Genomic DNA, 19,199 nt, shown 5'->3' with positions numbered 1-19,199 from the left:
GTACAGCGACGTTACCAGCCGAGAAGGTGGTGGTAACTTAATAAATTACGATGAAGCACAAAATTTGTGTCCATAAGTGGGATCGCCCCTACATAATTTAGATGAACAATTCTTTAACATACCCGCTGTGCAATAAAGGAGTAGCGCATGACGAAAAATCTCTTTCGCCAATCTTTTCTTTTTGACAGCTTAGACTTAGAACAAGAAATGCCTGCCAATGAAATGACTGTGGCTGGTGGAACAGTATTCAAATTACATCAACGTGGTGTGTTGGAGGTAATTCCTTCAAACCTCTCCCCAGAGAGTAAACACATCATTATCTCTTGCGGTATCCATGGTGACGAAACAGCACCAATGGAGATCGTCGATAAGATCATCACAGATATCCAAACAGGTTTTCAAATCGTAACCGAGCGACTTTTGTTCATCAATGCGCACCCTGAGGCAACGAATGCCCATACGCGCTTCATTGAAATGAACTTAAATCGTCTGTTTGACGACAAAGAGTATGAGCCTTCGAAAGAACTCGACATTGCGAATAATCTAAAACAAATTGTCACTGATTTCTTTGAAAATACTCAGCAAGAACAGCGTTGGCACCTTGACCTACATTGTGCGATTCGTGATTCAAAACATTACTCATTTGTCGTTAGTCCGAAGGTGAGGCATCCAGTGCGCAGTCAAGCGTTAATGGAGTTTGTCTCTAGCGCTCATTTAGAAGCGGTGATGTTTTCAAATGCGCCATCCAGTACGTTTAGTTGGTATAGCGCTGAGAACTTTGGCGCGCAGGCACTGACTGTTGAGCTAGGCCGCGTGGCTAAGATTGGCCAAAACGATCTTGATAAGCTGGTCGCATTTGATCTGTCACTGCGTGATTTGATCTCAGACAGTGAACCAGAGCATTTGCCGCGAAAACCCGTTATGTATCGAGTCAGTCGTACTATTGTGCGTTTGCATGATGATTTTGACTTTTTGTTTGATGATGACGTAGCAAACTTCACCGCCTTTAAACATGGCGAAGTCTTTGGTCATGATGGCGATAAGCCACTGATGGCGAAAAATGAAGGGGAAGCAATTGTTTTCCCTAATCGTCATGTTGCTGTCGGTCAGCGTGCCGCCTTGATGGTATGCCCGGTGAAAACTCGTTATGAAGAAGGCCAGCTTGTTTACGATTGATAACAATCATTCAAGTTGAATTTCGTGATTACACTTTCTATTTTAATGGCTTAACGGTATCGTTAAGCCATTATTTTTAGGGGCTAGGCTCGGTTACTCAGCAACCACATGGAATTTACTCAGCTACTCAATCGCAGGCAACAAAGATGGATACGTTTTGGTGGTCTCTGCGCCGTTTCACTGTTCATCATTAGTGCGCTTTACCTAATGGTGGGTGAAGTGTTTATCTCACCGTTTGATTCTCTTTCATCTTTACAAGAACAGTTAATAGTTCAATTACGTCTACCTCGCTTACTTGCTGCAATTGCAGTTGGGGCTTCGCTTGCCGTTTCTGGTGCTGTGTTACAGGTTTTACTGGGTAATGTTCTCGCAGAACCTGGTGTGCTTGGTATATCTGGCGGTGCTAGCGTGCTCATGGTATTGCTGCTTTTCTTTGCGCCGACGCTAGCGACCCCCTTTGGCTTTATGATTGCTGCAGTGCTTGGTGCATTGGCTTTCACAATGCTGCTTGTCTTTGTCGCCAAAGCGATGCGCTTGACCACCACTCGCTTACTATTGGTCGGTGTGGCACTAGGCATATTGTCAGGAGCGGTAGTAACTTGGGCATTCTACTTCAGCGATGACTTAAGCCTGCGTCAATTGATGTATTGGCTGATGGGAAGCATAGGTGCGGCTAGTTGGTATCACCACCTACTGACGCTTATCCTAATCCCAGTACTGTTGTGGCTGTGCTTCAAAGGCTCCTTGCTTGATAAATTAATGATGGGTGAATTGCACGCAAAGCAGCTCGGTGTAGATATTGACGCCGTACGTTGGAAGTTGATTCTAGCAGTGTCTTTACTTGTTGGTGGTGCAGTTGCGTTAGGTGGTGTGATTGGGTTTGTTGGGCTAGTGGTACCGCACCTTTTGCGACTGGCATTAGGCAGCGAAAACCGTTATTTGATCCCGCTTTCTGCACTATCTGGAGCCACGCTGGTGGTGTTTGCTGACCTTGTTGCAAGAACCGCACTTGACGCTGCCGAGCTTCCATTGGGTGTAGTCACAACCTCAATCGGTGCGCCGATCTTTATTTGGATGTTGGTGAACAATCATGATTCACGTTAATGGCTTATCGGTTGGCTCTCGATTGCTACCACTCTCCTTTGAGGTGAATCAAGGTGAAATCCTGCATGTAATTGGCCCTAACGGCAGTGGCAAAAGCACCTTGCTGTCAGCGGTGGCAGGTTTGTTAGATTTTGATGGTCAGGCGTCCATCTTTGATCAAGATGTCGCCAGTAGTTCTATCGAATCACTTGCCACTTGCCGCGCGTTCTTATGCCAAAGTGACCGACCAGCATTTAATCTCGATGTTGTTCAGTATTTGGCACTGTCTTTGCCTGCACATATTGACTCTCACTCGCCAGATGTCGAGTCAGTAATCAGTGAGCTATCCCAGTTGCTTGAAATCGATGACAAGCTCCATCGCTCCATTCATCACCTATCAGGGGGAGAGTGGCAACGGGTTCGACTGTGCGCAATTTGTTTGCAGATCTGGCCAACACTAAACCCTTATGCAAAGCTGCTGATCCTTGATGAGCCAGCAGCCCCACTCGATATTGGTCAAGAAACCTTGCTGTATAATTTGATTAGACGTGTGGCGGATATGGGGATTAGCGTCATCATGTCTAATCACGACTTAAATCGAACACTTAAGCATGCGGATAAAGCATTATTGCTTGAGCTAGGAGTGTTACAAGCAGTCGGTGAAGTGAGGGAAGTGCTATCTGTTGAAGAGCTCTCTCGAGTATTCAACACTCAAGTACAAAAGGTGCAAGTGAAAGGTCGCTCGGTACTATTATTCGATTAGTAAGTCCCGCAATTAAGCGAAGTAGAATGGTGCAGGTGCCCCAATAAGGTTCACTGGACGCTATATGAATTTCGATGTCAAATGAAAAGTCTTTTTAAATCAAACGCTTAAAATTAGTGTGAAGCTGGCATGTTCTTGGCAAGAATAGAATTGAAACATTCTCGTTCTTGTTAGGTGGATTCTGGTTGAGTGCGGTTTGCACTTGAAACGCGATTGTCGCGTTAGATGATACTTTTGGTACTACGGCAGCTTACGCCACCTAAGGGAAACCTTTAGGTGGCGGTTTTTTATCTGGCGTCTATAGCAACTATTTGGTCAGTGGCGCTAAATCAGCTGGACGGTAGTAAACCGATTTTAGAACTTTACCTTGGCGAATTGTTTTGCCTTCAGCAACAAAGTCCTCAGCACATTTTGCGATGATGTAATCGCCTTTCTGCACCGCCATTAGTTTAATGCCTTGCTCTGCATAATGAGCTTCAGTTTCAGCGTACTCTTTTTCGTTACGACATACTTTGCTCATGTTGCTTGAGTGAACCTCATCCCAGCAAGGGATAAAGTCGATACCACGGTTTACCGCAACGTTTAACAGTAGATCAATGAGGTAATTGATCGCTAGGTTGTCTTCGACTTTATCGTGACCTAGGTGCACCAAACGACCCATCAAAACATAAACACTGTCGATGATCGCGTCAGCTTGCTCTGTTTTGTTATCCGCTTCTGCTAGTTCTGTCAGTTCTTCAATCGCAAGTGACGTGTGCAGCGTGTCAGCTTTGTCATCTAAGCTTTCTGGTGCGGTAACAGGTAGATCAAACGTGCTGCGAAATTCAGAAATGTCGCGGTAAAGATGGTTAAAAATGTCTGTGGTCAGTTTTGAAAGGTGCATATCCAATAGGTCCGGATGTCATTATGTTGTGCCAATATTACCAAAGCGGGCCTTTTCTCGCTATCGGCGAAAACCAATAAATCGCGGGTGAACGCATATAGTGAGCATTGTTTAGCCCGAAACTAAAATAAACTGCGGGATAAAAAGCCACCCTGTAAACGATGGCTTCAAAAATTACTTCAACTAGACAAGATATGGAAAAAGCTTGGCTTTCTCTTGCGCGCTTAGAGACTCAACGCGGGCGATATTGGTATCAGGGATCGCTTCGGGGTTAGGGTAATGCTTAAGTACCTTCTCCATACTCTCTTCTCGGATCAAGTGGAACACCGGATACGGAGAGCGGTTGGTTAAGTTTTCTGCGTCTTCAGGCTCAGTGCCACCAAAACAGTAATCCGGATGGAAGGTCGCTAACTGGAAAATTCCATCCCACTCTTGTTGGCGAATCAGCGCTTCGACCCAATCAATGAACAGGTTGTAATCATAGAAATCTTGCAGCATGTTTGGCACAGCGACAAGTGTAGTTTCTAACTGCTCAGGCTCCGTTGATTCAAGCTCTAGTAACTGAGTCAAAATATCTTCGAGTAATGTTTCTTCGGTTGTGGCTTCACTAACGAAGATCTTAATTTGTTTGTTACGTTGAGGCTTTGCTGCAAACGGGCACAAGTTAAGACCAATCACGACATCATTTAGCCATTGCTCGACAGCATTAGCGACGATTTCAGTATTGTTAGGTGTTGAGTTATTGGCTGTCATTTTGCTTCCAATTTAGTATTTGGCGCAAGAATAGCAGAATCGGTTGAGGGATGCTCCCCTGCTTGTGCAGTGCTTTGCTCGGATTTGCTCAATAGTTGGCATAACAGGAAGCTCGCAGCGTACAGGAACAGACCACCTGTGATGACCATTCCCCAGCCACCATGTTGCCAGCAATAGATCAGGAAGAATCCACCAATACTGCCACCAACATAATAGTGAACTAAATAGAGCGCGGTTGCGGTCGCTTTGGCATGGGTTGCTTTACGGCTTACCCACGAATACGCCAAGGTATGAGTGAAAAATGCGCCAAAACTGATCAGTAGCAATCCCAATAGCATAAACGGCAATGCATCAATATAGGCGATGAGCATGCCGAGTAAACTGATGACAGTGCCCGTCACCATTCCGAGAATGTCATTACGAGTCTTTGTCCAAAGTGAGGTCATTTTGGAGCTGATAGTCCCGGCTAAATAGCACAGGAAGATAAGCGAAGCCAAACCGATAGGCAGGTTATGTGGTTCACTAACCAGTCTAAAGCCCATTACTGAGTAGAGGTTAACGAACAGGGCGAAATTTACGCCGCCGATGAGCATGGCAAACCAGAGAGTCTTGTTCGATAGATGTTTTATGAGTGCGCGATTGTGCTGACGTAGCATCCCTTTTTGCGGGGTAAAGTTTTTCTGCTTAGGCAAAATAAACACGACACAAATAGCACCGATCAAAGTGAATATTGCCATTACCGTCACTGCTTGCTGCCAACCGTAAGCATCCGTGAGCGTCCCACCGACAATACGACCAGCAATGCCACCCAACGAATTGGCAGCAATGTAGCCGCCAATGGCGTGACTAAAGGCGGTTTCTGAAAGCTCTTCTACCATGTAAGCCACTGCGACAGAGGCAAATGCCGCTAAGGCGACTCCCATTAGTGCTCGGGCGACCACGAGTAATAGTAATGACTCGCTTGGCAACATAATGCCACCGATAAACGGCATAGCGAGCAGGCCCAATAGCATCACATTGCGTCGTCCAACCGCTTCAGAGGCAACGGCCCAAGGTACCAAGCAGACAGAGAGTGCTAATGTACTGGCGGCAAACAGCCAGTTGATTTGAGTTTCGCTAACGGAAAAGTAATTTGCCATATAAGGCAGCATTGGTTGGAAAAGGTAAAGATTACAAAACACTAAGAAAGATCCTAGTGCTAGGCTGAAGGTGACGCGGCGGTAATCTTTGCTCTTGAGTTCGATCATGGTCGGTATCTGATTGGAAACTATGTGAGCAAAATATCAGTCTAACGCTGATATATAAAATATATTAAAAATATAAACCTAATACATTTTTGATATAGCCCTATGGAATCAAAACCGTTAAAACATTTTGTCGCTGTTGCCGAACATCAACACTTTACCAAAGCGGCAAAAGCTCTTCATATTGCCCAACCAGCGCTGAGTGTATCGATTAAAAAACTAGAGCAGAGTTTGGGTGTCGAACTTTTTCGCAGAGAAGACAGACAAGTCTCATTGACTGACGAGGGGCATATCCTTTATGAGCATGCAAAGCGGGTATTGCAACAGTTAGAAGACGCTCAGCTTGCGATCGATGAGCTAAAAGGGCTAGAGAAAGGAGAAGTTCGTCTCGGTGCACCGAGCATGATGGGTTCCTACTTTTTCCCCGAAGTGCTCATGGCATTTAAGAGTCGCTATCCGCACCTTAAGCTGACGTTAGTCGATGCCGGGACGCGTTCGATCAGGCAAATGCTGTTAGATGGAGAGCTCGATATAGGCGTAATCAATGATGAAAATGTGCCTGACGACCTAGAAACCGATCACTTGCTCACCTCTGAAATGGTAGCGGTTGTCTCCAAGGAGCACGAATTTGCTAATCAAGATTCGATTACGTTTGATGAGTTCTTTCAACATGAACTTGTGATGTTTAAAACGGGTTATTTCCACCGAGACTTTATCGAGAATCAAGCCAAGCTGTGTGACAAAGAAATGCTGTTCTCATTTGAAACCAATTTATTGCCGATGATCTTAAGTATCGTCAAGCATGAGTTTGCGATTACCGCGTTATTAGAGCTGGTCACTCAACATGAAAAAGACGTGGTCGGCATTTCTTTTGAACCCAAGGTAAAGCTGGATCTGGCACTGGCTTGGCGAAAGAGCGGTTATCTCTCAATTGCCGACAAAACCTTTATCGATTTTGTTAAGCAGTACGTGTGACTAGGGTCTGTTGCTCTTTTGTGGTTAAATTTTGTTCGAGCAAAAAGCATTTTAGACGCGGCGAGTGGTTTGAAGCCTAGTGGGTCTAAGTAAAAAACACTCAACAAAGTATAAAATGCTTTCAGCCGAACCCTTCGGGCAGCGTTTGTGGATTCTTTCTGCTGCGTTATCGGCTTATCAGGTAGGGCAACTACATTTCAAAGCCTCTGCCTTGCAGAAAAAGCCCACAAACTGCTGCAAAAATCATCTCAAAAGATCAACAGACCCTAAGGCACTTACCTGCAAATATCACAATTTGCTTAATCTCTATCGCACTTATCAAACAATTACAGTAATTTGCAGTTAGCACTCGCAAAATCTTGAAAGGTAGGGACACTGTTTCATGCAAATTGATATTCAACAGCTTCACTTGGACCTAGGCACCCATGAGCTCGATATTGAGCAATGGACAATTGAAGAGAAACAATCTTGGGGCGTCTTTAGTACCGAGGGCGACATTGGTTCTGCGCTCGGTTGCTTTCTCTGTGGCGAGTTAGCGGCAGATGCAGCATCACTTAAGCTAACCCAAGGTCGTATCGCTCAAGTTTCCTTGGTCGAGCAGCAGCGTCTGTTGGAAGAAGAAATCGCAAAAGACGAAACGGATTATCTCGACAAGGTCGATAGTGGCACCGCTGTTTATGACTTGATCTTTGAGCAATGTCAGTCGCAGTCACTGACCGAGCAATTAATTGAACAGCTGGATCTGCAGCATCTAAAGCAGAGTGGCTTTCGAGTGCTTTCTACCGGAGAGACGCGCCGGGTCATGCTTGCAAGGGCATTGGCAACTGAGCCAAACCTGATTGTATTGGATAACCCGTTTACTGGCTTGGATGTCGTCCATCGTGCTGCGTTGGCTCAGTTTTTATCTGAGCTGTCTCAGCGCGTGCAAATGGTTGTCACCTTCAACCGTGAAGAAGATATCCCAGAATGGATCGACCATATTGCTCTGTTCAATCATGGCAAGCTTGAAAGCACGATGGACAAGCATGAGTGGGAGTCACATCCAATCATCAGCCAAATCAAAGCTCAGTCTCAGCATCAGAGTGAGCAAATGATGGAGCTGATCCATCGCTATCAGCATTCCCATCACTTTGAAAATCCAGTATTCGAAATACAAAATGGTCGAGTCGAGTACACAGAGAAAACCATTTTCACCGATTTAAATTGGCGGATTGAAAACGGGCAGCACTGGCAGATCAAAGGCCCTAATGGCTGCGGAAAGAGTACCTTGCTTGGTTTGATATTTGGCGACCACCCGCAGTGCTATTCTAACGACATTCAGATCTTTGGTAAGCAGCGTGGTAGCGGTGAGTCAATTTGGGAGATCAAGCAGCACATTGGCATGGTTTCTTCAGCGCTGCATTTACAATACCGGGTTAGTTGCAAAGCAATTGATGTAATTCTATCCGGGTTTTATGACTCGATTGGTCTCTATCAACAACCAAGTAAAAAAGAGATTATCGTGGCGCGGGAATGGCTTGAGATCTTGCACATGTCAGAGCATGAAAATACCTCGTTTAGGCAGCTAGAGTATGGTCAGCAGAGACTGCTTTTGATCGCGCGAGCCATCGTCAAGCAACCAGCAATCCTGATTCTAGATGAGCCATACCAAGGGTTAGATTATCTTGGTCGTCGCTTGGTCAAAAACACCTTAGAGCTGATAGCGAAAGAAAATTTAAGTCAGCTACTTTATGTCTCTCATTACCAAAAGGATAAACTAGACAGCATCAAAAATGAGGTTGAGTTTATCTATAATGATGATGTGCAGTGTTATAAACCACAAGTGCGAGTAGGTAAGTGCGATGATTAGCTGCAGTGACTATGACTATATTGAGATAGCGTGTATGCACCGTTATCCGGTTCGCCTGACATTCAAAGACGGTGAAAGCCTAGAAGGGAAGGCGCTAGATACTGCGCGCAATGAAGATAAACAAGAGTGTATTAAGCTGGTCGTGGATTCCACCGAGCTACTTTTTGAGCTTGATACACTGTCAAAACTGCAAGTTCTGGTGGATAACCCACACTTTCAACTCAAGAGATTCGATTAGCTTCCTAAATCAATATCCGATGGCCTGACACTCGTTAGGTCATCAAATACTCCCGCAGAATATAATCAAGTTGCGCTGCTTTGAGCATTACTTCCTCCAGTCTCAGTAATGATTCATGTTTAAGATATAAGTTGTACCTATAAAAATGTTTCAATCAATGGGATAGTTTTCCTCTAATTGATGTCGAAGCACTACTCAGACGTACAACTATTCATATAAATAATAAATATACTGACAAGGAACTCAAATGACGACTAAGCCGTTACGTTGGTTGCTGCCTTTCATGATTTTAGGTGGGGCTTATGCTGGATATTCTGCGATTGCATCAAGTGCTCCGGAGTCACTAGAAAGTAAACCGCCGAAAGCTCCGCCTATGGTTAAAGTTTCCAAAGTGAATTCTAGCGATCACAAGGTCGTAATTACCAGCCATGGAGAGCTTCAACCCGTTGAAGTCACCCAGCTTTCTTCGCAAGTTTCTGGAGAGGTTGTTAGCTGGCATCCCAATTTTGTCGTTGGTGGCATCGTCAAACGCGGTGAAGTGCTATTCAGTCTTGAAAGCGACAATTATCAAGCGGCAGTGCTGCAAGCTGAAGCCCAGTTAGCGGGAGCTAGAGCTACGTTGATTGAAGAGAAAGCCCGAGCAGAAGTTGCAGCGCGCCAAGCAAAAAACCTTCCGAAGAAACAAGTGACGGACCTCTATCTTCGTAAACCGCAGTTATTAAGTGCGGATGCGCAAGTTAAATCAGCGTTAGCTGAACTTAAACGCGCAAAGCGAGATCTAGCAAACTGTAAAATCGTTGCTCCATACGATGCGCTAGTGGTCGCAAAAGATATCGGTGTCGGTCAGTTTATTTCAGCAGGGGCGCATGTAGCCACATTAAACAATGTTGAAGCGGGTGAAATTCACATCCCGATTGCGGGTTTTGACAGTGCATTTCTACCGCAAGATTACGCAGGACTTCCGGCACAAGTGATCCAGAGAGGCATAAAAAATACCCATCGCGAAGGGATTATCGATCGAGATTTAGGTGTGATTGATAGCAGTACGCGAATGATCAATATGGTTGTGAGGGTAGACAATCCATACGCAATAGAAAGTGATAAAACGCCAATGAAGTTTGGTTCTTATGTTGAGGTGCAATTCACAGGTAAGGAACTCAAACACATTTACCGTCTTCCTCAGGAACTGGTCAATAACCGCCAAGTGTGGGTGGTGAATAGTGAAAACCAATTAGAGCCGAGAACGGTCAATGTGTTACGTGCTGAAAAAGAATTTATGCTGATTAATCAAGGTTTGAGAGAGGATGATCAAATCGTTTTGACTGTGCCTGAATATCCGCAAGCTGGGCTACAAGTTGAAGTGGCTGTTCAAGACAGTCAGCTAGATAAGTAGAGGTCGGTCATGGAAGAGTCTAAACAGAAAGGGCTGATCGCTTATTTTGCCAACAACGCAGTTGCCGCCAACTTGATGATGGCGTTCATACTGATCATTGGTACGGTGAGCTTTTTCTTTATCCAGCGACAGATGTTCCCGAATATTGAGGTCAACTACATCAATGTCAGTGCCCAATATCCGGGCGCTTCGCCACAAGAGATTGAAGAAAGTATCCTGATCAAGTTGGAAGAGTCACTTAAAGACGTGACTGGTATTAAAAAAACAGTGTCAACGGCATATCGTGGTAGCGGCAATATTGAGCTTGAAATCAACGTTGATGAAGACATTGATTCGGTGTTGGACAAGGTCAAACAAAAAGTTGATTCGACCTCCAATTTCCCTGACGCGATGGAGCCGATTCAAGTTTATCAATATGAATGGCGACAAGATGTTATTGAGATGGCGTTGGTCGGTGATCGTACTTTGCTTGAGCTTAAACCGATAGCGAAACAAATTGAAGATGAACTGCTGCAGTTAAACAACGTGGCTTTGGTTGACCTCGGTGCGCCTGAATATGAGATCGCGGTAGAAATCGAGCCAAGGGTGCTACAGAAATATAGCCTCACCTTGAATGATGTCAGTCAGGCGATTCAACGATACTCGGCTAACTATTCTGCCGGTGAGGTACGCACCAATGCTGGGATGATCTCGGTACGTATTGAAAACCAATACTACAGCGGAGAAGAGTTTCGAGATATTCCAGTTAAGATCGGAGCCAATGGCGGCAAGGTGCTTCTGCAAGACATTGCAACGATTAAAGATGGCTTTACCGAGGATGACCGTTACTTCCGTTATTCTGGACAAAACGCGATGTATCTTTCAGTCAAAGCGACCAAAGATCAGAATATGGTGACGGTTGCTGAATCCGTTAAAGCCTATTTAGCGCAGAAAAACCAAACCCTGCCAGCGGACTTGCAGATAAAAACCTTGGTCGATATGACCTACTACTTGAATGCTCGCTTAGACATGATGCTCAAAAATCTGCTTCAAGGTGCGGTGCTGGTTGCCTTAATGTTGAGTTTGTTCTTACGCGTAAAGCTTGCTATGTGGGTGATGGTCGGCCTTCCGGTATGCTTCTTAGGCGCAGTTATGTTGATGCCTGCGATTGGCGTCAGTATCAATATTATTTCTCTGTTTGCGTTCATTATGGTGTTAGGTATTGTTGTCGATGACGCGATTGTCATAGGGGAAAGCGCTTACAGTGAAATCGAGAAATATGGTGGTGGCGTTGAAAATGTCGTACGTGGCGCTAAGCGAGTTGCAACCCCTGCGACCTTTGGCGTGCTGACAACAATGGCGGTGTTTGCGCCGTTCTTGATGTCCAAAGGGATAGAGCGAGCCTTCTTCTTTGGCATCGCATCCATCGTAATTCTCTGTCTGTTTTTTAGCTTGATTGAATCTAAGCTGATCCTGCCTTCACACTTAGCGCACTCGAAGTTTAAGCCAATTAAGAAAGGCAGTTGGCGAGACCGCTTTAACACTCGCTTCTTTGGTTTCATCAATGGTCCATACAAAAACTTCGTCAAGTGGTGTACACATTGGCGTTGGAGCGTATTCGCGACCTTTGTCGGCATATTAGCAGTAAGCATCGCGATGGTGATGGCGAGCTATGTTCGCGTTGTCCCTTCACCTAAAGTTCCTCATGATTTCCCTAGTATTAAGTTGGTGATGAATGACAATGTGTCAAGTGAGCAAACCATTGAAGCGCTTAAGTTGGTCGAATCTACAGTATTGGCCATAGATAGCGAGATTGAGCAGGAAACAGGTCAGAAAATGGTGCGTGATATTCTGACGTTCAGCCAAGGGCGTAAAGAAGGGCGTTTAGTGATCCCTCTGGTTGATGAAGATCTAAGGCCGTTCAACACCTTTGAGCTAGCTAGACGATGGCGTGAACGACTGCCAAGTATCCCTGGCTTAAATATGTTGAACGTGTCAGATAACGTCAATGATGATGAAAAGGGCGATGAATTTGGCTTTCTACTGTATGGCTCAGATATTGAGAGTCTCAACGCAGCAGGGCGCGATTTGATCATCTCGCTACAGCAGCAACAAGGTTTGTTCGATATCTCATCCTCTATCGACTCTGGTAGTCAGGAAGTATTACTGTCGCTTGCCCCTGTCGCTTATGATCTTGGTTTGGATCTGTTTGATATCGCCACTCAAGTTGGTGGCAGCTTCTATGGTGGCGAGGCACAGCGAGTATTGCGCGATGGTGAAGAGATTAAAGTCATGGTGCGTTATCCTAAATTGACCCGTGAAGCCTTCTCATCGCTGCGTTATGCGGTTATCACTACCCCAGAAGGTAAGAAAGTGATGCTTGGCGATGTGGTCGAGATTAATCAGCAGCCCGGCGTTAGCAGCATCCGTCGTGAAGGCGGTTATCGCAGTGTCTATGTCTATGGCTCTATTGATGAAGAGTTGGTTGAACCAAACCAAATCGTCGAGCAAGTGAATAGTGAAATCATCCCGGATATTCTTGCTAATTACCCCGGTGTTAAGAGTGAATTAGGTGGCTCTATAGAAGAGCAGCAAGCCCAGCAAAATGAGCAGATCATCTTCTTTATTGCCGGCATGATTATCGTCTACATTCTGCTTGCCGTGCCGCTTAAGAGCTACGCTCAACCATTGATTATTATGTCGGTGATCCCGTTTAGTTTAACGGGCGCAATATGGGGACACTATTGGTTTGGGCTTGATCTCAGCATGATGTCGACCTTTGGTCTTATTGCTGCGGCGGGTGTAGTCGTCAACGACTCTTTAGTGATGACCGATTACGTCAACCAAGTCAGAGCAAAGGGAGTGGCTATCAAAGAAGCGGTGATTGAAGCAGGTTGTGCGCGATTTAGAGCGATCACACTGACCTCAATTACGACCTTTGTGGGTGTCTTGCCGATTATGTTTGAGACCAGCTTGCAAGCAAGGTTTGTCATCCCAATGGCGGTTGCACTCGGTTTCGCAGTGCTGTTTGCCACCTTACTGACCTTGGTACTAGTACCGTGTCTCTATCTCATGCTTGAAGATATTAAAGGGCTGTTTTCAAAGCTGAAAGGTGTGGTAACGCGTAAGCGAAGTGATTCACAAACCGCCACTGAATAGAGTGAGGTGAATTGTACGGCCTGACGCATTTACGTTTTCAGGTCGTACAAATAACTCACAACGCTGAGATTATTTAGCGTTGTAGATCTTCTCAAAGTTCCCCGGATTCCAACCAATCATAATACGGTCACCAATTTTAAGAACAGGTAACGAGCGAGCGCCAATCGCATCGAGCTCTTTACGACCGCGCTGCATTTTTGCATTGGTGATTCTGTACTTGTAGCCTTTTGAATCTAAGTAGCGCTGCGCGTCTTTACAGTGCGGGCATTTATCTTTTACGTACAGGACAAGTCGTTTCATGGTGGTTTCCTACGGGTTATCTCTGGCTCAGAGTTTAACGAAAAGACCGTGAATGGCAAGTATGAATAGGGTAGACTTACGCCCCATTATTTGTGCCGTTGGCTCTATTTTTATTACTGTGACTATGAATCCGTTACTTCGTTATATTCAAGGCTATCCTCAACATATTCTAGAGCCAGTGACTCAAATGATAGAGTCTGGCCGCTTCAATACTTGGTTTGAACAGCGTTACCCAACGAATCACGACATCAAAAGTGAAAAAGCCCTGTTTGAATATACGATGGCGATTAAAAATCGCTACATGAAGAAAACGGCGCCACTGAGCAAAGTGATTTACGACAGCAAAATCCACCTGATCAACAACGCATTAGGTTTACATACCTATGTGGCTAAAGTTCATGGTGGCAAGATCAAATCGAAAAACGAAATTCGTATTGCGAGCGTATTTAAGAACGCGCCAGAGCCATTATTACGTATGCTGGTGGTACATGAGCTGGCTCATCTAAAAGAGAAAGATCACGATAAATCTTTCTACCAACTATGCTGTCATATGGAGCCTGACTATCATCAACTTGAGCTCGATGCGCGCCTGTTTATGATTTATCAAGAAATCGCCAAGAAAAAGTAACCTTATGATCCATCAATCTAAGAAAACAAAGCTACGTAACAAGAATCCAGAGCAATCTGCGTCACAGATGAAGGTCATTACCCTTAAAGGAAAAGCAGGGTTACATAAACGCAATTTGCATCAAGGTCGCTATGACTTTGAAAAGCTAACTGTCGCGTTGCCAGAGCTTATAAAGCATGTGGTAAAGAACCCTAAAGGGGAGTTGAGTATTAATTTCTCTGATCCGCTGGCGGTAAAGTTACTCAACAAAGTATTACTCGCTCACCATTACAGTGTCACGTCGTGGGATATTCCGCCAGGTTACTTATGTCCACCTATTCCCGGTCGAGCGGATTACATTCACCGGTTGGCTGAGCTGCTAACCAATGAATCAAAGTCGTTAAAACATAATCAAGTGAGAGCGCTTGATATTGGTGTCGGCGCTAATTGCATTTATCCGATTGTGGGTGCGACTCAGTATGGTTGGCACTACATTGGGTCTGACGTTGATGCTGAGTCGGTAGATAATTCGAATCGAATCGCGAATCAGAACTCAGTGCTTAATGGGCGTATAGAGTGCCGATTGCAAAGTGATAGCCGCAATTTTTTTAAAGGGATCATTAAGCCGAACGAGTTTTACGATGTCACCACATGTAATCCTCCGTTCCATAAGTCTCTTCAAGAAGCGCAGCAAGGCACTGAAAGAAAAATTAATAACTTAGCGGCAAATAAGAACAAACGAAATCAAGTGGCACAGAAATCGAAGCCAACCAAGTCACCTATACTTAACTTTGGTGGACAAAAAGCCGAGCTTTGGTGTCCGGGTGGAGAAGCTGCCTTTATCAAGAATTTGGCGTTTGAAAGTCGAGATTTCTCCAAGCAGGTTTTGTGGTTCTCGACACTGATTTCCAAGAAAGAGAACGTACGTTGGATGCGCAAAAATCTAGAAAAAGTGGGCGCGAGTGAAGTGCGTATTATCGAAATGAGCCAAGGCCAGAAAGCCAGTCGTTTTATGGCGTGGACGTTTAAATCAGAAGCGGAACGCCAGCAATGGCTGAAGCTAAAAAGTTAATCGGATAGAGCGGAGGGCATATGGAGTTTGAAATTTATATGCCCTGTGAGCCTGCTTGGATTTGCGATAGCTTTCTAGCGCTATTTTCTGTTCTTTTGGCGATTGGGCTAGTGGCGTTTATCTATATCCTTTATAAGGAATACCGCCGTATCAATCGGGTAAAGAAGCGTAAAACGCAGCGGGATGCTTCTCGTAAAAATAAGCCTTAATATAACTGCTCTAATTGATCTCTATATTTATCTTCCAACACCTTGTTTCCCACTTTGTGCTCTAACTCGATGAGCAGATATAATGATGACTTTTTCACGCCATATCGTTGATGGAATCGTAAAAGTCTGATCCTAGCTTCTGTATACTCCTCATATTCAATCTCTAATTTGGCTAAGTTTAGCAATGATATAGGGCGATCTGGTTGGTGTGCCAAAGCGCTTTGAAAATACTCTTGAGCCCTTTGCTTATTTCCGGCTTTTAGCGAACAAAGCGCCGCGTTTTCATAACTCATCGGTATTAAGTAATAACTCGGCTGTTCAATTGCTTGGTTGAACAGAGCATCGGCTTGGTCATAGTGTTTCTGTTTACATAAAAACGTGCCGTAGTTGTTGAGTACATCGCCATTGTCTGGATGTTGCTTGAGAGCAGTGGAATACAAACTTTGCGCGGATTGAGTTTCGCCGACTTGCTCAAAGTAGTGAGCGAGTGAAAGCTGAGCTCGGTAATAGTTGGGATCATGTTGCAGGGCGATGTCGAAGTTTTCACGCGCCTTAATCATATTGCCTTGCTTAAGGTAGCCAATACCGAGCTCTATCCTTGCTTCAGAGCGTTCTCTAATAATATTTTTTGATGGTGCTTCGACAGTTATACAACCGTTTAGAAGCAGTGAAAGGGTGAGTAATACTAGGCGCATGGTTTGACTCATTGTGGATCGCAACGAGTAGTGTACGCCTTAAGTCCTATAGGTTGACTCTGTCGAGATCGGGATGCGACAGAGGTGGTCTATAGCCGTTAATCGTATGAAACAGAAGAATGAAAAAAGGCGCATTACGATGTGAGTAGCACCTTTTCTGACCTTGATTACCTAACTATTGGTGTAGGGAATCAATCATCTTTCGTGAAGTTTGCTTCGCTGAACTTATCCAGATCGTATGGCGTTTGTTGGTAAACGCAGTAGTTTAGCCAGTTTGAGAACAACAGATGACCGTGGCTACGCCAGCTTGCGCATGGTGGGTTGTCAGGGTTGTTATTTGGATAATAGTTAACTGGAATCGCAGGTTCCATGCCTTCACCAAGATCACGGATGTATTCGTTGTGCAGTGTATGCGAGTCATATTCAGGATGGCCAGTGACAAACACGTTACGTTTGTCTTTGGTTGCGGCTAAATAAACCCCTGCAACGTCTGACGTTGCCAAAACATCAAGATCGGTGTGCTCTGCTAAGTATTCTGGAGAGAAGTCAGCATAGCGGCTGTGTGGCGCTAAGAAAGTATCGTCAAAGCCTCTCAGAACTGGGTGATAAGGTTTGTGGATCTTATGGTGGTAAACACCGGACAGCTTCTCTTTGCGTGTACGTTTAGGTAAATCGTAAAGGAGTTTTAGCCCTGCCTGCGCCGCCCAACAAACATAAAGTGTTGAGGTGACGTGGTCTTTAGCCCAGTTCATGATGGTTTGCAGGTGGTCCCAATAAATGACATCTTCAAACTGAACAAGGCCTAGTGGGGCACCGGTAATGATAAGGCCATCAAAATTACGCTCTTTGACCATCTCAAACTGGCGATAAAAGTTATCTAAGTGCTCAGTTGGCGTATTTTTACTAGGGCGATTATCAATACGCAGTAGTTCGATATCGACTTGTAATGGACTGTTAGATAACAAACGTAAGAATTGAGTTTCCGTCTCAATTTTCTTAGGCATAAGATTGAGGATCAAAACCTTAAGTGGACGGATTTCCTGAGTGGATGCACGAGATTCTGACATCACGAAGATGTTTTCAGTGCGTAATACGTCTGATGCGGGTAGTTGATCGGGGATCTTAATTGGCACAGCTTACTCCCTAAGTGTTATTATGGACGTCTATACTTCTAAACTTAACGTAATCAGAATGAGATGTCGATAGCAATTTTAGTCTCATTTGTATTAATATTCGGCTACCGATATCTATTCAACGTTACTATGACTGCGAAACTGACCCTAATCCGAGGCCTTCCCGGCTCAGGGAAAAGCACCTTAGCCAAGACGTTAGAAGTCGACCACTTTGAAGCGGATATGTATTTCGTTGATGCCGATGGTAATTATTGCTTTCAAGCAGATAAAATCGCGGAAGCGCACCAGTGGTGCCAATTGATGACGGAACAATCCCTATCAAATAATAATAATGTCGTGGTTTCCAATACCTTCGTAAGGCGTTGGGAAATAATGCCTTATTACAAAATGGCTAAGCGCCTTGGGACAGAATTTGAAGTGATTGAGTGCCATAAAAACTATGGCAATGTTCACGGTGTTGAGCCTCATGTTATTGAAACAATGAAGAAAAGGTGGCAAGAATGGCGAAGCGAAGCCCAGTAGTAGAAATGCTCTCTTACGGCATTTATAAAGAGTGGGATTCTAAGTCTAAGTACCTACCAAAGATTCAAGAGTTCACAACCAAAGTGCCCGCCGATGAAGAAATAGAATTTGGCTATATCGTCAATATCAAAAAGGCCAAGGGTGAAGTCATTGAGTTTTGTATTGAACACCCAGGGATTAGAGGCAAAAAAGGACAGCTCTTAGAGCCGTTTACTGGTGAACTGCACGTCGGAAGTAATGATTGGGATTTCTATCTCGGCGATACTATCCAGCTACTTGACCCTATTGATGGGTATGAATCCAATATTGGTAAGTGGCGCATGACAATTATGCTCAATGGTTCCCTCATATCAGATAAAGCATTCGACGTGTATGCTAGGGATGAAGGGGAGTTTTGGAAAAAGCGCGGGTTCTAGATAATTCGAATATTATGTTCAGAAATCTATTTGGCTAAAGGTGTCTATTGACGTTGCCGGTGATGATTTCAATGGCTCACCATTGTGGTTTGATACCAAATTACTTGAGGAAGATTTGTTTAATGCACACACTTGTTCGAATTCTATTTGTCCTGACTGCTCTAATTGCGCTGATTGTGGTTGCCGTGGCCTGGAACACCATACCACAACTAAAATTTGTCGAAAAAAGTATGCAATGGAAATGGAACTGGTTTTACTTCGAACCGTTTTCTAATGGTATTCAAACCACACGTACACGAGACACAAAGCAACTTCTATTGAGACGCGTCTATTTGAAATATTCTACAGTCGTTTTTGTGAGTACCACATTTGACAATAAATTCGAAGTGGATGTCGTCAACCAAACCTTGTGTAAGCCACAGAGCAGTAAGTGGGTATTGGTTTCCATTAATGAACAGCCTATGTCTCGCGTGCCAATGGTGTGTGATAGTTCGGGTGAAACGTACACCTATCAATTTATAAGTAATAAACTGCGAGCACTTGAGTTTCGTATCGACGATAACTCTATTCATGAAAACTTTATGTTATGGCCAATTTCTGAAATTAAAGCAGATCAGTTTAAACAGCAGCACGCTTCATTTTTCGGTAGCCAAAATGATGATGAAGAGTATCAATGGCTCAGAGATTGATGTAAGTCTACCCTTATAGGGAGTTATGTCGTTAATACAGCCATTTATCTCTAATACATCA

General features: G+C 44.5%; 20 protein-coding genes. 14 read left to right on the top strand and 6 right to left on the bottom strand.

Features of this window, described 5'->3' with window-relative positions; translation table 11 throughout:
- The first annotated feature begins 147 nt into the window (after window positions 1-147).
- The 3 genes from ACU01J_RS15960 (at window position 148) to btuD (ending at window position 3,022) form a co-directional block, all read left to right on the top strand.
- Window positions 148-1,176 (top strand): succinylglutamate desuccinylase, encoded by a 1,029-nt coding sequence (locus ACU01J_RS15960; protein ID WP_481086613.1) that lies wholly within the window; start codon window positions 148-150, stop codon window positions 1,174-1,176.
- A gap of 108 nt (window positions 1,177-1,284) precedes the next feature.
- A complete protein-coding gene (btuC, locus tag ACU01J_RS15955) occupies window positions 1,285-2,280 on the top strand; it encodes a vitamin B12 ABC transporter permease BtuC (protein ID WP_481086612.1) in 996 nt (331 codons plus the stop codon).
- Window positions 2,267-3,022: a vitamin B12 ABC transporter ATP-binding protein BtuD gene (gene btuD, locus ACU01J_RS15950; RefSeq protein WP_481086611.1), complete on the top strand. Its 756-nt coding sequence runs from the start codon at window positions 2,267-2,269 to the stop codon at window positions 3,020-3,022. Before btuC ends, btuD begins: the two co-directional genes overlap by 14 nt.
- 307 nt (window positions 3,023-3,329) lie before the next feature.
- On the opposite strand, the gene ACU01J_RS15945 is transcribed toward btuD, so the two are convergent.
- The 3 genes from ACU01J_RS15945 to ACU01J_RS15935 all read right to left on the bottom strand — a co-directional run bounded on the left by ACU01J_RS15945 (window position 3,330) and on the right by ACU01J_RS15935 (window position 5,905).
- Window positions 3,330-3,905, bottom strand: coding sequence for a nucleoside triphosphate pyrophosphohydrolase family protein (locus ACU01J_RS15945; protein ID WP_481086610.1), 576 nt, complete (start codon window positions 3,903-3,905; stop codon window positions 3,330-3,332).
- Window positions 3,906-4,088: 183 nt separating this feature from the next.
- On the bottom strand, window positions 4,089-4,658 hold the full coding sequence (locus ACU01J_RS15940) for a DUF1415 domain-containing protein (RefSeq protein WP_481086609.1): 570 nt from the start codon (window positions 4,656-4,658) through the stop codon (window positions 4,089-4,091).
- The gene (locus ACU01J_RS15935) at window positions 4,655-5,905 is read right to left on the bottom strand and encodes an MFS transporter (protein ID WP_481086608.1); all 1,251 of its coding nucleotides are present in this window, start codon (window positions 5,903-5,905) and stop codon (window positions 4,655-4,657) included. Before ACU01J_RS15935 ends, ACU01J_RS15940 begins: the two co-directional genes overlap by 4 nt.
- Before the next feature lie 102 nt (window positions 5,906-6,007).
- Here ACU01J_RS15935 and ACU01J_RS15930 point away from each other — a divergent pair, with 102 nt between their 5' ends.
- The 5 genes from ACU01J_RS15930 (at window position 6,008) to ACU01J_RS15910 (ending at window position 13,495) form a co-directional block, all read left to right on the top strand.
- Window positions 6,008-6,877: a LysR family transcriptional regulator gene (locus tag ACU01J_RS15930; RefSeq protein ID WP_481086607.1), complete on the top strand. Its 870-nt coding sequence runs from the start codon at window positions 6,008-6,010 to the stop codon at window positions 6,875-6,877.
- 382 nt (window positions 6,878-7,259) lie between these two features.
- Window positions 7,260-8,726 (top strand): molybdate ABC transporter ATP-binding protein ModF, encoded by a 1,467-nt coding sequence (modF, locus tag ACU01J_RS15925; RefSeq protein WP_481086606.1) that lies wholly within the window; start codon window positions 7,260-7,262, stop codon window positions 8,724-8,726.
- Window positions 8,719-8,964 carry a Rho-binding antiterminator gene (locus ACU01J_RS15920; protein WP_481086605.1) on the top strand — a complete coding sequence of 82 codons (246 nt, stop codon included), beginning with the start codon at window positions 8,719-8,721 and terminating at the stop codon, window positions 8,962-8,964. Before modF ends, ACU01J_RS15920 begins: the two co-directional genes overlap by 8 nt.
- 247 nt (window positions 8,965-9,211) lie before the next feature.
- On the top strand, window positions 9,212-10,357 hold the full coding sequence (locus ACU01J_RS15915; RefSeq protein ID WP_481086604.1) for an efflux RND transporter periplasmic adaptor subunit: 1,146 nt from the start codon (window positions 9,212-9,214) through the stop codon (window positions 10,355-10,357).
- Between the two features lie 9 nt (window positions 10,358-10,366).
- A complete protein-coding gene (locus ACU01J_RS15910) occupies window positions 10,367-13,495 on the top strand; it encodes an efflux RND transporter permease subunit (protein WP_481086603.1) in 3,129 nt (1,042 codons plus the stop codon).
- Window positions 13,496-13,564: 69 nt separating this feature from the next.
- Here ACU01J_RS15910 and ACU01J_RS15905 read toward each other — a convergent pair whose 3' ends face one another.
- Window positions 13,565-13,795: a glutaredoxin family protein gene (locus tag ACU01J_RS15905; protein WP_481086602.1), complete on the bottom strand. Its 231-nt coding sequence runs from the start codon at window positions 13,793-13,795 to the stop codon at window positions 13,565-13,567.
- A gap of 124 nt (window positions 13,796-13,919) precedes the next feature.
- Here ACU01J_RS15905 and ACU01J_RS15900 point away from each other — a divergent pair, with 124 nt between their 5' ends.
- Genes ACU01J_RS15900 through ACU01J_RS15890 form a run of 3 tightly spaced genes read left to right on the top strand, consistent with a single transcriptional unit; the run spans window position 13,920 to window position 15,683 of the window.
- A complete protein-coding gene (locus tag ACU01J_RS15900) occupies window positions 13,920-14,423 on the top strand; it encodes a M48 metallopeptidase family protein (RefSeq protein ID WP_481086667.1) in 504 nt (167 codons plus the stop codon).
- A 4-nt stretch (window positions 14,424-14,427) separates the two neighbouring features.
- Window positions 14,428-15,474, top strand: coding sequence for a 23S rRNA (adenine(1618)-N(6))-methyltransferase RlmF (gene rlmF / locus ACU01J_RS15895; RefSeq protein WP_481086601.1), 1,047 nt, complete (start codon window positions 14,428-14,430; stop codon window positions 15,472-15,474).
- A 20-nt stretch (window positions 15,475-15,494) separates the two neighbouring features.
- The gene (locus ACU01J_RS15890) at window positions 15,495-15,683 is read left to right on the top strand and encodes a hypothetical protein (RefSeq protein WP_481086600.1); all 189 of its coding nucleotides are present in this window, start codon (window positions 15,495-15,497) and stop codon (window positions 15,681-15,683) included.
- On the opposite strand, the gene pilW is transcribed toward ACU01J_RS15890, so the two are convergent.
- The gene (gene pilW / locus ACU01J_RS15885; protein ID WP_481086599.1) at window positions 15,680-16,378 is read right to left on the bottom strand and encodes a type IV pilus biogenesis/stability protein PilW; all 699 of its coding nucleotides are present in this window, start codon (window positions 16,376-16,378) and stop codon (window positions 15,680-15,682) included. The genes ACU01J_RS15890 and pilW overlap by 4 nt on opposite strands.
- 191 nt (window positions 16,379-16,569) lie before the next feature.
- Window positions 16,570-17,511: a homoserine O-succinyltransferase MetA gene (gene metA / locus ACU01J_RS15880; RefSeq protein ID WP_481086598.1), complete on the bottom strand. Its 942-nt coding sequence runs from the start codon at window positions 17,509-17,511 to the stop codon at window positions 16,570-16,572.
- 129 nt (window positions 17,512-17,640) lie between these two features.
- On the opposite strand from metA, the gene ACU01J_RS15875 reads away from it, so the two are divergent.
- The 3 genes from ACU01J_RS15875 (at window position 17,641) to ACU01J_RS15865 (ending at window position 19,138) form a co-directional block, all read left to right on the top strand.
- On the top strand, window positions 17,641-18,033 hold the full coding sequence (locus ACU01J_RS15875) for an AAA family ATPase (protein ID WP_481086666.1): 393 nt from the start codon (window positions 17,641-17,643) through the stop codon (window positions 18,031-18,033).
- Window positions 18,012-18,449 carry a DUF3859 domain-containing protein gene (locus tag ACU01J_RS15870; protein ID WP_481086597.1) on the top strand — a complete coding sequence of 146 codons (438 nt, stop codon included), beginning with the start codon at window positions 18,012-18,014 and terminating at the stop codon, window positions 18,447-18,449. Before ACU01J_RS15875 ends, ACU01J_RS15870 begins: the two co-directional genes overlap by 22 nt.
- 122 nt (window positions 18,450-18,571) lie before the next feature.
- On the top strand, window positions 18,572-19,138 hold the full coding sequence (locus ACU01J_RS15865; RefSeq protein ID WP_481086596.1) for a threonine transporter RhtB: 567 nt from the start codon (window positions 18,572-18,574) through the stop codon (window positions 19,136-19,138).
- Window positions 19,139-19,199: the final 61 nt, after the last annotated feature.

This window comes from Vibrio sp. 2433-A1 (assembly GCF_056726085.1).
Note: the sequence above shows the minus strand (reverse complement) of the source record. Positions and strands in the feature narration are given on the sequence as shown.

Excerpts from the sequence above, each read along its gene's own strand:
- ACU01J_RS15910 (WP_481086603.1), top strand. The coding sequence starts at position 10,367 with ATGGAAGAGTCTAAACAGAAAGGGCTGATCGCTTATTTTGCCAACAAC.
- ACU01J_RS15900 (WP_481086667.1), top strand. The coding sequence starts at position 13,920 with ATGAATCCGTTACTTCGTTATATTCAAGGCTATCCTCAACATATTCTA.
- ACU01J_RS15905 (WP_481086602.1), bottom strand. The coding sequence starts at position 13,795 with ATGAAACGACTTGTCCTGTACGTAAAAGATAAATGCCCGCACTGTAAA.
- ACU01J_RS15920 (WP_481086605.1), top strand. The coding sequence starts at position 8,719 with ATGATTAGCTGCAGTGACTATGACTATATTGAGATAGCGTGTATGCAC.
- pilW (WP_481086599.1), bottom strand. The coding sequence starts at position 16,378 with ATGCGCCTAGTATTACTCACCCTTTCACTGCTTCTAAACGGTTGTATA.
- ACU01J_RS15935 (WP_481086608.1), bottom strand. The coding sequence starts at position 5,905 with ATGATCGAACTCAAGAGCAAAGATTACCGCCGCGTCACCTTCAGCCTA.
- ACU01J_RS15940 (WP_481086609.1), bottom strand. The coding sequence starts at position 4,658 with ATGACAGCCAATAACTCAACACCTAACAATACTGAAATCGTCGCTAAT.
- ACU01J_RS15865 (WP_481086596.1), top strand. The coding sequence starts at position 18,572 with ATGCACACACTTGTTCGAATTCTATTTGTCCTGACTGCTCTAATTGCG.
- btuC (WP_481086612.1), top strand. The coding sequence starts at position 1,285 with ATGGAATTTACTCAGCTACTCAATCGCAGGCAACAAAGATGGATACGT.
- ACU01J_RS15870 (WP_481086597.1), top strand. The coding sequence starts at position 18,012 with ATGGCGAAGCGAAGCCCAGTAGTAGAAATGCTCTCTTACGGCATTTAT.
- ACU01J_RS15875 (WP_481086666.1), top strand. The coding sequence starts at position 17,641 with ATGACTGCGAAACTGACCCTAATCCGAGGCCTTCCCGGCTCAGGGAAA.
- modF (WP_481086606.1), top strand. The coding sequence starts at position 7,260 with ATGCAAATTGATATTCAACAGCTTCACTTGGACCTAGGCACCCATGAG.
- ACU01J_RS15890 (WP_481086600.1), top strand. The coding sequence starts at position 15,495 with ATGGAGTTTGAAATTTATATGCCCTGTGAGCCTGCTTGGATTTGCGAT.
- ACU01J_RS15930 (WP_481086607.1), top strand. The coding sequence starts at position 6,008 with ATGGAATCAAAACCGTTAAAACATTTTGTCGCTGTTGCCGAACATCAA.
- ACU01J_RS15945 (WP_481086610.1), bottom strand. The coding sequence starts at position 3,905 with ATGCACCTTTCAAAACTGACCACAGACATTTTTAACCATCTTTACCGC.
- ACU01J_RS15915 (WP_481086604.1), top strand. The coding sequence starts at position 9,212 with ATGACGACTAAGCCGTTACGTTGGTTGCTGCCTTTCATGATTTTAGGT.
- btuD (WP_481086611.1), top strand. The coding sequence starts at position 2,267 with ATGATTCACGTTAATGGCTTATCGGTTGGCTCTCGATTGCTACCACTC.
- rlmF (WP_481086601.1), top strand. The coding sequence starts at position 14,428 with ATGATCCATCAATCTAAGAAAACAAAGCTACGTAACAAGAATCCAGAG.
- ACU01J_RS15960 (WP_481086613.1), top strand. The coding sequence starts at position 148 with ATGACGAAAAATCTCTTTCGCCAATCTTTTCTTTTTGACAGCTTAGAC.